Annotated in this window: 16 protein-coding genes; 10 read left to right on the forward strand and 6 right to left on the reverse strand. The window is 32.9% G+C overall.

Going from position 1 to position 9,334, the window contains the following annotated elements:
• Positions 1 to 106 precede the first annotated feature (106 nt).
• From D1606_RS16575 to D1606_RS16590, 4 genes are all read right to left on the reverse strand, one after another.
• Positions 107 to 1,246 (reverse strand): site-specific integrase, encoded by a 1,140-nt coding sequence (locus tag D1606_RS16575; protein ID WP_119417129.1) that lies wholly within the window; start codon positions 1,244 to 1,246, stop codon positions 107 to 109.
• A gap of 52 nt (positions 1,247 to 1,298) precedes the next feature.
• On the reverse strand, positions 1,299 to 1,766 hold the full coding sequence (locus D1606_RS16580) for an ImmA/IrrE family metallo-endopeptidase (protein WP_119417130.1): 468 nt from the start codon (positions 1,764 to 1,766) through the stop codon (positions 1,299 to 1,301).
• Between the two features lie 89 nt (positions 1,767 to 1,855).
• Positions 1,856 to 2,785, reverse strand: coding sequence for a hypothetical protein (locus D1606_RS16585; protein ID WP_119417131.1), 930 nt, complete (start codon positions 2,783 to 2,785; stop codon positions 1,856 to 1,858).
• A gap of 93 nt (positions 2,786 to 2,878) precedes the next feature.
• Positions 2,879 to 3,286 (reverse strand): helix-turn-helix domain-containing protein, encoded by a 408-nt coding sequence (locus tag D1606_RS16590; RefSeq protein ID WP_119417132.1) that lies wholly within the window; start codon positions 3,284 to 3,286, stop codon positions 2,879 to 2,881.
• 175 nt (positions 3,287 to 3,461) lie between these two features.
• On the opposite strand from D1606_RS16590, the gene D1606_RS16595 reads away from it, so the two are divergent.
• The gene (locus tag D1606_RS16595) at positions 3,462 to 3,707 is read left to right on the forward strand and encodes a helix-turn-helix transcriptional regulator (protein WP_119417133.1); all 246 of its coding nucleotides are present in this window, start codon (positions 3,462 to 3,464) and stop codon (positions 3,705 to 3,707) included.
• Positions 3,708 to 3,751: 44 nt separating this feature from the next.
• Positions 3,752 to 3,946 (forward strand): hypothetical protein, encoded by a 195-nt coding sequence (locus D1606_RS16600; RefSeq protein ID WP_119416203.1) that lies wholly within the window; start codon positions 3,752 to 3,754, stop codon positions 3,944 to 3,946.
• 8 nt (positions 3,947 to 3,954) lie between these two features.
• On the opposite strand, the gene D1606_RS16605 is transcribed toward D1606_RS16600, so the two are convergent.
• The gene (locus D1606_RS16605) at positions 3,955 to 4,167 is read right to left on the reverse strand and encodes a hypothetical protein (RefSeq protein ID WP_119417134.1); all 213 of its coding nucleotides are present in this window, start codon (positions 4,165 to 4,167) and stop codon (positions 3,955 to 3,957) included.
• Positions 4,168 to 4,422: 255 nt separating this feature from the next.
• Here D1606_RS16605 and D1606_RS16610 point away from each other — a divergent pair, with 255 nt between their 5' ends.
• Positions 4,423 to 4,659 (forward strand): hypothetical protein, encoded by a 237-nt coding sequence (locus D1606_RS16610; RefSeq protein ID WP_119417135.1) that lies wholly within the window; start codon positions 4,423 to 4,425, stop codon positions 4,657 to 4,659.
• Here the strand turns inward: D1606_RS16610 and D1606_RS16615 are convergent.
• Positions 4,656 to 5,036 carry a DUF2513 domain-containing protein gene (locus D1606_RS16615; RefSeq protein ID WP_158582414.1) on the reverse strand — a complete coding sequence of 127 codons (381 nt, stop codon included), beginning with the start codon at positions 5,034 to 5,036 and terminating at the stop codon, positions 4,656 to 4,658. The two genes, D1606_RS16610 and D1606_RS16615, sit on opposite strands and share 4 nt — an antisense overlap.
• A 66-nt stretch (positions 5,037 to 5,102) precedes the next feature.
• Between D1606_RS16615 and D1606_RS16620 the strand changes: the two genes are divergently transcribed.
• From D1606_RS16620 to D1606_RS16650, 7 genes are all read left to right on the forward strand, one after another.
• A complete protein-coding gene (locus D1606_RS16620) occupies positions 5,103 to 5,897 on the forward strand; it encodes a phage antirepressor (RefSeq protein WP_119417137.1) in 795 nt (264 codons plus the stop codon).
• Positions 5,897 to 6,166: a MerR family transcriptional regulator gene (locus tag D1606_RS16625; protein WP_119417138.1), complete on the forward strand. Its 270-nt coding sequence runs from the start codon at positions 5,897 to 5,899 to the stop codon at positions 6,164 to 6,166. The genes D1606_RS16620 and D1606_RS16625 overlap by 1 nt, the downstream gene beginning before the upstream one ends.
• A 65-nt stretch (positions 6,167 to 6,231) precedes the next feature.
• Positions 6,232 to 6,759 (forward strand): helix-turn-helix domain-containing protein, encoded by a 528-nt coding sequence (locus D1606_RS16630; protein ID WP_119417139.1) that lies wholly within the window; start codon positions 6,232 to 6,234, stop codon positions 6,757 to 6,759.
• Positions 6,756 to 7,025, forward strand: a complete 270-nt coding sequence (locus tag D1606_RS16635) for a hypothetical protein (RefSeq protein WP_119417140.1) — start codon at positions 6,756 to 6,758, stop codon at positions 7,023 to 7,025. The genes D1606_RS16630 and D1606_RS16635 overlap by 4 nt, the downstream gene beginning before the upstream one ends.
• 346 nt (positions 7,026 to 7,371) lie before the next feature.
• The gene (locus tag D1606_RS16640; RefSeq protein WP_119417141.1) at positions 7,372 to 7,659 is read left to right on the forward strand and encodes a hypothetical protein; all 288 of its coding nucleotides are present in this window, start codon (positions 7,372 to 7,374) and stop codon (positions 7,657 to 7,659) included.
• 4 nt (positions 7,660 to 7,663) lie between these two features.
• Positions 7,664 to 7,999: a hypothetical protein gene (locus tag D1606_RS16645; RefSeq protein WP_119417142.1), complete on the forward strand. Its 336-nt coding sequence runs from the start codon at positions 7,664 to 7,666 to the stop codon at positions 7,997 to 7,999.
• A 102-nt stretch (positions 8,000 to 8,101) separates the two neighbouring features.
• The coding region (locus D1606_RS16650) for an AAA family ATPase (RefSeq protein ID WP_158582415.1) at positions 8,102 to 9,334 on the forward strand (1,233 nt) is incomplete at its 3' end.

The raw sequence follows: 9,334 nt of genomic DNA on the forward strand, positions 1-9,334 counted from the left end.
ATTTAAAGCGTTGGGGCTCTAAGCTCCAACGCCTTTTTATTTGTCCGCGAATTTTTTACTCGTGGGCAATTTTTTTGCTTTGCCCACATTTTGCCCCCGAAAAATTTTACGCTTTTTTAATATTCGATTTTTCTTTCATATATTCATCGAATTTTTCAATCGAAACAGTCTCCATTTTTCTAGTAATATGTGAATAAATATCAGAAGTAATTTGAATCGATTTATGTCCCAATCTTTCTTGAACTTCTTTCATAGGAACACCAGCTTCCAGAAACATAACGGCATGTGTATGCCTTGTAGAGTGTATTGGTAACGTTTCGTGGCCAATATGTTCTAATGCACATTTAAAAGCATTGTATAACGTTGACTTTGGGAATGGTGTTCCATCATCACGTCCGAAGACAAAATTGTTTTCATGATTATACAAGTTACCTATTAGTTGACGTTTCTCCATACGGTACTTAACGTAGGTTTTCAATTTTTTCATGTATTCTTCACGAATAACAATTATACGTTCTGATGATGATGTTTTAACTCCATCTAGTTTCTTTTCTTCTTTAGTAGCATTGTAGTTGTAAGAATCATCGATACGAATCGTATTATCTTTCCAATTGATATCGTCTAATTCTAATGCAGAACATTCACCTTTACGCATACCACTTTCAAATAGCATTTCGAAATAAATTCCTAGTCCATATCCTCGTTCATATAAAAACTCCAATACTTTAGGAACTAGCTCAGGTTCTAAAAATTTTAATTTTTTTACTTCTTTCTTTTTGATCTTTACATGTGCTGCTGGATTTCTAGAAATATATCCATTCAGAACGGCTTGTTCCATAGCTGACCGAAATGGTGTATGAATACGTTTAGCTGTTTCTGTAGAAAATCCTCGTTCTATAATAGAATCTAGGAAATTTTGATATTTCATTGGTTTAATATCACCAAGTTGCAAATTACCGAACTCTGGGATGATATGTTTTTCAATTGCATTTCTATATGTCTTGACGGTATTTAACTTTTTCTTATCTACAACATATGTGTTTAACCAATTCAATAAATAGGTGCCCAAATTCATTCGAGAACCATCAACTTCTGATGAAGTTAACATTTCTCGTTCTCTGGCATGTATTTGAGCTTCTTTTTTAGTAGCAAAACCACCTTTACTTACTTCTTTCCATTCTCCATTTTCGTTTTTATATTTGATACGGTATTCCCATTTCTTACCGCGCTTCCGAAAATTGGCCATTTAGATCACTCCCATCAAACTAATCACAACATAAATTTATGTATATAGATATCTATAAAACGATACATCTATTAACAGTTAAATAGTTATCAAGCCTTTTTTTTGCAAATTCTTCGTCTACATTAAAGGTATCTTGTATTTGATATATAGCTTTGTAATACTCATAATCTAATTTAAGTTCATCTAGCATGAAAGTAGGTACACAAAAATGCAATGCAAAATTATTTGCTTTCCATTCTTGATATTCCCGGAAAAAATATGGAATACCAAACTGATTGCCACAGTGCCATAGCACATGACATAATTCATGACCAAATTGTTGCCATCGTTCTTCTTTAGAAGTACGTTCATTAATGCAAATAACATTATTGGCACGCATCGAATTAAAGGGTACAAGGATTACTTTTATTCTTAATCGAGTTGCAATAGTATTAATATCAATTTGTTCTGGCTTTACAATGCCAATATTCAGATATAGGTTTTTGATGTAATCTTCAAGATGTGTATAGTACTGTACCATGATATCCCACCTTTATAGAACGTATGTTCTATAAATTATAAAATAAAAATCCATCTTTGTATAGATGGATTTTCCATTGCTATTAAATTTTAGTTTAGATGTCCAATTACTTTAATAGAATCAGCTTTCATAGAAGGTACAGAGTTAGAACCTCCAATTTGAGTATCATAATCCATTTTTTCTCCTAATGTCCCCCATATTTCAACAAAGTCATCATCAACAGCATCTGTTATGTTAGGATAGTTGATATAAACAATATCATCCCAAAATCCATAACCTTTATTTGTTATTTGGACAAGAAGTGTTGTCTCACCATCTTGCTCCATTGCCTGCATAACATGTCCTTTTGTTATATGGTACGGTTCACCTGCGTAACGATCTTGTGCTTTAATTAACATCCCATAAGAAAGTTTATTTTCATTTTGTAATGCTTTACTTCTTACTTTTTGTTTAGCAGCGGCTTTTTGTTCCTTTTTATAAGAATCATATGCCTTAGTATTTTCAATAAATATAGTTTCTTCTTGTTTATCATCATTTGAAACAAAATCCAAATAGTAAATACCAGAATCATCTTTTTTATTAATTTTACCAGTTAAAATGTAATTATTTGAATCTTTCTTTTTAAGTTTAGCTTCATCACCTTCTGTGATTTTTGGAGTATATCCGTCAATTACTTTTATAGGAAGTTTAAAATTCCCGTTTTTATCAGCTTCTATAGAATCATCATACTTAAATGCAACTGTTTTTTTTGCAGTTTTTTCTTCATCTTTATTTGATGTTGGTGAACTAGTTGTTTCTAAAGTGTCATTTGAGTAGTTATTCGATCCAATAGCTCCAGCAATTATTAATAATATTATCGAAACAATAAATGATCCTCCTGATATTATTAATTTTTTTATGTTTTTCTTAAATTTTTCATCGTTCTTTCTATTTAGTAATGATAAGACTAGAAATACGATTGACCCGATAATAGATGCTAATAATAATAAGACTCCTACTATCGCTAAAAATATACCCAATATAATTCCTCCTAATATTAGAAAATAGATAAGTAAATATAACTACAATATTTATGTAAAAAAAGAGACACAGTAGACTATATCTCTTTTGAATTACTCTTCATCTTTTTGCTCTTGCTGTTTCTTCCAATATTCATAAAATATTTCAAATTGTTCTAATGCATCTAATAAACGTTTTGGACGATCATAGAATTGTAAATTTTCTCGCGTTAAAAAGAAATCTACTACTTCTTTTTGATATGCAGATAGGTTTAAATATTCTTGATTTGTAATGCCAGCGTTTTCGAATAACCTAGGATTCATAATATCTGAACGTCCAAGTAGATAATCTGTAGTAACATTAAAAAATTCTGCTAACTTATCAATAGTAGCTAAGTCTGGTTCGCTCTCATCATTTTCATATTTAGCATAACCCTGTCTTGTAATACCAAGCATGTTAGCCATGTCTGATTGTGTTAATTTTTTATTTTTTCTCAAGCTTTTCAGTCTTTGAGCGAACATAAATATTCCTCATTTCTGTTAACTTTATTTTTAATTATAAGCAACAATATGTTGCTTTTCTATATTTAAATAAAAAAAGCAATAAAAAGTTGCATAAAAATATTGACAGCAACTAAAAGTTGCGTATAATAGTAATTGTAAAGCAACTGATAGTTGCAAATAAGGTGGTGAAAAAATGGAACAACAAGATTTAAAAAAGCTTTTAGTTTCAAAACGAGAAAAATTAGGTTTAACTCATCAAGATGTAGCCGTTAAATCTGGTGCATCAATAACTAGACAATATTACGGTATGATTGAAAATGGTGAACGAAGACCATCTGTTGACGTAGCGAAAAAAATTGCAAATGTACTTGGAATTGATTGGACAATTTTTTTTGATGTAATATGCAACCGTAAGTTGCATGAAAGAACGTCAGCCTAAAACATTCACACTTTGCACTCACCAAACGAAAGGATGTGAACGTATTGACACTTGAGCAAATAGAAAAAATAACAAAGTTACTTGAAAATGATGATTCTGATTCTGAATTTACTCATTTAACTAACAATGTAATGGATGTAAGCCATCATCTTGGCGATGTAATAATCCTATCTCTTGAAAAAGGATGGAGCTTAGATGAATTGAAAAATATAGCAAAAATCATCTTAGAGCTCCAATAAATTGAAAGTTAAATATTATTTAGTCTTTTGTAACGTTCAAGTAGATTTTCATTTTTCTTATAAGAATTATTAAATTCTAGAGCTTTCTCATAAGCAGCTAAATAGTAGTTCAACTTTTCCTCTGCAACGGTTTCTGGGGAGTCACCTTTAAGAGGAATAGATGATATTACAGCAAGTGCAAATTCGTTAGGATCAATTAATTCAGGTTTTTCTTTAGACATATTTACCACCTCCAGTCTATGAAAATATTACCACATAGATTGGTAGGATAGAAATCTCTCAAAGGAGAGCTAGATGAAAATCGAAACTTTAAAACAAATCATTTAACAATCGCATTGCACTCACCAATAAGCAATTAATCGAGCGGAGTACGCGACGATATCCTCGTTTCAGGATGGAGCGACAGCAATAGCTAATCGCCATGACATTAATTCTTTATTGGTGGGTGCAAGAGAGCACAAAGGTAGGTGAAAATTATGGACAAAAATCAAGTAGAAAATTTAGTAATCAATAATGCTGTTAACGGATTAACAATGTTAAATGCTATTTCTAAAGTCAAAAATGTCACTGATGTTGTGATTGATGCTTTAGAAGAAAACAATTTTACATTTGAAGAAGCAATTTCAATTCTTACAGGGATTGCAAATCCGTTAGCTGAGGTTATCGAAAAAGACCCCAGCAAACGAACTAAATTAGTTAAAAGAGCAGATTAGTCTAAGCCGACATATTTTCTTGCCAAATTAGTGCTTATTTCAAATAGGCTTTTGACAGATACACTTGCCAAATTAGAGGCTATTTCTTTAGTTTTTTTCCAAACCTTTGGATCTCTAATATCATCTAGGAATGCGTGACCATTCCAAGTCATCCTCTGAATTGTGTAGTATTCAGGTTCGCGATTATTAGGATCAGTTTTAATGAATCCAGCATCACCAAGGCAAGTAGCGGTATATGCAATTTCATCAATTGAATAATGTTTATCTTTTAGATTCTCATTTTTCATTAATTGAGGAATGGAATACCAACCTGTAAGGCTCGGTATATCTTCAACTGCTAATAACAGATCTCTTACACAATCATGATTTAACTTCAATTTAATCACCTCCTCATGTCAATATTCGACAAAGAGTGAGGAAATACCTACTAAGGAGTGAAACAAATGAATCAATTACAATTCTTTAATTTTGAAAATCAACAAGTTCGAGTTTTAGAAAAAGACGGAGAACCTTGGTTTGTAGGCAAAGATGTTGCTCAAGTTTTAGGATATTCAAATTCCCGTGATGCTTTAGCAAAGCATGTTGATTACGAAGATAAACTAACGTCGCGAATTGCGACACCAGGTCAAAGTAGAAACATGACGATTATAAACGAATCTGGTTTATACAGTTTAATTCTTTCATCAAAACTAGAATCAGCAAAACGCTTCAAACGTTGGGTAACATCAGAAGTTCTACCATCAATCAGAAAACATGGTGCTTATCTAACACCAGAAACATTAGAGCAAACGATGCAAGATCCAGACTTTTTAATCGGTATCTTAAACGGTTTAAAAGAAGAACAACAAAAACGTCATGCAGCTGAGTTAGCGCATCAAGAAGCTCAGTCAATCATCCAACAACAAAGACCTAAAGTTCTATTTGCAGAATTAATTGAAACAAGTAAATCATCCATTTTAGTTCGAGAGTTAGCAAAACTGCTAAAGCAAAATGGTGTTGATTTCGGTGAAAAACGACTTTTCGCTTGGCTACGTGAAAATGGTTACTTGATTAAACGTTCAGGCACTGATTACAACATGCCAACTCAACGAAGTATGGATCTTGGCTTGTTTGAAATTAAAGAAACACCAATACCTCGTTCCAGTGGAATAACAACAATCAATAAAACTCCAAAAGTAACTGGGAAAGGGCAATTGTATTTCTTAAACAAGTTAACAAATAAGGAGCGTGCAGTTTAATGTTTCAGGTTCAAATAGATGAACAACACGTTGATGAAGTCTTACGTAATGAAATCCAAAAACGTTTAAATGAGGTCCAAGTCAAATATACGTATTGGGATATGAAAGACTTGTGTGAACAAGTAAAACTATGTGAAACAACTATAAAAGAAACATTCTTTTATGATAAAAGATTTCCTAAGTTCAAAGTCGGAAGAAAATGGTTATTTCCTGCTGAAGAAGCAAAACAATTCTTGCTTCAATGGGCTAAAGAACAACCATCTCATTAACTACATCTTAACAAGTTTACTAGTATCTATGTGATAGAAAAATATACAAAATAGGGGGATTTATGATGATAGAAAAATCGGCAAAAGTAGGGGATTCAATCAAGTTATTGGCAAAAGAGGACGGCATCACTAACGAACAGATGTCAATGAAGTTTAATGTGAGTCCACAAATGATTAGTCATATGAAAAATGACAGACGAGTTATGCAACAGGATGTGGCACATCAAGCAATCAACAATTTCGACAATCCAGAATTTATTTCAGATATTATCTATAAATTTTCTGGTGGATATACAGCACCAATTTTAAATGGAAAAAATATTGAACGTCATTTATTAGCGTTAGCTATAAATGCATATAAGGAAATGGCTGAAGGTATGGAAGCATTAAGAAATAATTTACTGACAAAACCACCAGAAGCTTTAAATGAAAATGAAATGCAAATAGTGGAGGATATATTTGATCAAGTTGATGAGGGTTGCGTATGGGGAGAAAACTTCCTTATGGTGTTGCAAAGAGTTTACGGAATTTCAAAGAAAAAGCGAAGACGCGAAAATAAGCCAAGATGGAAAGCGAGAGGATGGGTGCAATGAACAAATTAAGCTTTCGCGAACAAGACGTAGACGCAGCAATCAAAGAACACAACTGCATCGATACATTAAATGTTCAAATGATGATACATGCTAGACGCCAGGAATACAAAGAAGCGCGTGAGTTGCTTAAGGACATAGATAAGTCACTGAAAGAACTTGAAAATTTTCGTCAAAGAAAAGTAGAGTATGACAGATTTTTGGAAGTAATCAAAAAACTAAACAAACTTGGAATACCAGCGGAAGAGGTGACCAGATGCGTAAATTGAACAAATACTTTTTCGAAACAGAAGATGTTTGCTTATCGGACAAGCTTTGGCTTTACGGTGGAATAGCATTGATGATCACTATCGGAGTATTTGGTTTATGGCATTAAAAAAGCTGACTAACTTTTGGGAGTTAATCAGCGGTTGATTTAGTAAAGCCTTAATTATCCAATATCAATTATAACACGACAGGGTAACTCCTGTCACGAAGCGCATAATCGCATAACGCAATATATCAGTATTTATACAAATGCGAGTGAAAGGAAACTTCATGTTTTTGAGTGTGGAAAGCTCAATAACTTGTGCGCTTCGTGATGCGAGTTAAATGCATCGGAAAGAAGGTGAGATTATGACGAATTTAATTGCTAAAATTGTGGATTTAACAAATGGCTTACGAGAAATATGTAAATCTTATTCAACTTTCAATGTAAGAATCAATAGCAATTCTTCACAGGTATTTATCAATACACCAGAAGTATTCTTCGCTAATTTTAGTACTTATTGTGCAACACCTTACAAGTCTTTCAATTCCTTCAATTATGAGATTTCTACAGAAATTGAAGGGGTTAAGTTCTATACGCTTCTTACACAAAGCGAGTACGAAAAATATGTAGTAAATCCAAAAGAAACGAGGTGAGACAATGGTCCAACAATTAACAAATGGAGTTTTAGATTTTTCGAGTAATCCAGATCTAGCAATTCAATTTTTATTCTCGCGTAGTCTACATGATGCAGTTGTTGAAATGAGTGGCATCGAATTAGAAAACTTCTTTGACAACAGCTTTTATCTATTTGATGAAGAAACACCACAACACGAGATTGCTGAAATTGCTATCGATATCTTGGATCTACATCATTTCCATTCATTAATGGCAGAAAACAGTAATAAAACAGTGTACGAAATGCTAGTTGCGGAAGGTTTCGTTAATACGATTGACTGCATTACTGCACTAAGTATTGAATATCCAACAAAATAAAAATCCACTGTTCGCAGCAGTGGATTCGGGGCTATCAAATAGCTATTTACATCATTTTATTACATAGCCCCAACAAATTCAAATTACATGGAGGGAAAACGAATGAAAGAGGTTAAAATTCAAGACCTAGTACTACGAAATTTTAAAGGTATAAAAGCATTTGATTTAAAGATTAACGGTTCCAGTGCAAATCTATTTGGCGATAACGAAACTGGTAAAACAACAACATTTGATGCATTTACCTGGTTGCTATTTGGTAAAGATAGCCAAAATAAAAGCGATTCAGCTTTCGCTATTAAAACATTAATAGACGGTAAAGAAGTCCACAACACAAATCACACAGTAGAAGGAACTTTGTTGATTGATGGTATTCCAATAACTCTTAAACGTGTTTACAGAGAAGTTTGGAAGAAACCACGTAATTCACCAACTAAAAAGCAAGAGGGACATACAACCGACTATTACATCGATGATGTGCCAATCGAAACAAAAACTGAATATGACAAACGTATTAGTGAAATTATTCCGGAAGAAAAATTCAAATTATTGACCAACCCAACATTTTTTAACGAACAGTGGGATTGGCAAGATCGACGCAAAGAATTGTTAAACATAGTTGGTGACATTACAGATCAAGATGTTATAAGTGCAAACATGAAACTAAAAGATTTACCTTCCATTCTTCAAAATAAAACGGTTGAAGAGTATCAAAAGATTGTTGCTAATAAACGTAAAAAAATTCAAAAAGATTTAGATGTTATTCCATACCAAATCGAAGAGAATCAAAATATGATTCCTGAACTGAAGATTGATGTGGATAGCTTGAAGGCGCAAGTTAGTTCTATCGAACAAGAAATTGATGGTCAAAAGCAAATCATATTCAATATACAAAACGGTAAAGCTGTTGTTGAAAAAGAGCAGCAACTCATGAAGTTAGAGAACGATATGGAACGTTACAAACGTGATTTCGAATATAACTCTAAAGACGAAATTTATAGACTTGGCGCTCGACTTCAAGAAGAACGTGGCAATTTATCCATTATACAAAAGCCAGTTCAACAAGCTGAACAAGAAATTGAAATGATGAGTCGAACTGCAGAACAAAACAAACGAGCAATATCTGATATGGATGTTCAACTACAACAACTACGCGATCAATGGGGCGTAATCGATTCAGAACAATTCCATTATGAAGATAATTGCACTTGCCCAACATGTAAACAAGACTTACCAGCTGAACAAGTTGAGCAAGCTCGTCAAACAGCTTTAGAAGCATTTAATTTAAGCAAATCTGAACGACTAGCAAAAGTAACGGAGCAAGGAAAGGAACTTGGG

The organism is Rummeliibacillus sp. POC4, from assembly GCF_003576525.1.
Lineage (GTDB): Bacteria > Bacillota > Bacilli > Bacillales_A > Planococcaceae > Rummeliibacillus.

Excerpts from the sequence above, each read along its gene's own strand:
- D1606_RS16590 (WP_119417132.1), bottom strand. The coding sequence starts at position 3,286 with ATGTTCGCTCAAAGACTGAAAAGCTTGAGAAAAAATAAAAAATTAACA.
- D1606_RS16610 (WP_119417135.1), top strand. The coding sequence starts at position 4,423 with ATGGACAAAAATCAAGTAGAAAATTTAGTAATCAATAATGCTGTTAAC.
- D1606_RS16640 (WP_119417141.1), top strand. The coding sequence starts at position 7,372 with ATGACGAATTTAATTGCTAAAATTGTGGATTTAACAAATGGCTTACGA.
- D1606_RS16625 (WP_119417138.1), top strand. The coding sequence starts at position 5,897 with ATGTTTCAGGTTCAAATAGATGAACAACACGTTGATGAAGTCTTACGT.
- D1606_RS16595 (WP_119417133.1), top strand. The coding sequence starts at position 3,462 with ATGGAACAACAAGATTTAAAAAAGCTTTTAGTTTCAAAACGAGAAAAA.
- D1606_RS16620 (WP_119417137.1), top strand. The coding sequence starts at position 5,103 with ATGAATCAATTACAATTCTTTAATTTTGAAAATCAACAAGTTCGAGTT.
- D1606_RS16575 (WP_119417129.1), bottom strand. The coding sequence starts at position 1,246 with ATGGCCAATTTTCGGAAGCGCGGTAAGAAATGGGAATACCGTATCAAA.
- D1606_RS16605 (WP_119417134.1), bottom strand. The coding sequence starts at position 4,167 with ATGTCTAAAGAAAAACCTGAATTAATTGATCCTAACGAATTTGCACTT.
- D1606_RS16645 (WP_119417142.1), top strand. The coding sequence starts at position 7,664 with ATGGTCCAACAATTAACAAATGGAGTTTTAGATTTTTCGAGTAATCCA.
- D1606_RS16635 (WP_119417140.1), top strand. The coding sequence starts at position 6,756 with ATGAACAAATTAAGCTTTCGCGAACAAGACGTAGACGCAGCAATCAAA.
- D1606_RS16630 (WP_119417139.1), top strand. The coding sequence starts at position 6,232 with ATGATAGAAAAATCGGCAAAAGTAGGGGATTCAATCAAGTTATTGGCA.
- D1606_RS16580 (WP_119417130.1), bottom strand. The coding sequence starts at position 1,766 with ATGGTACAGTACTATACACATCTTGAAGATTACATCAAAAACCTATAT.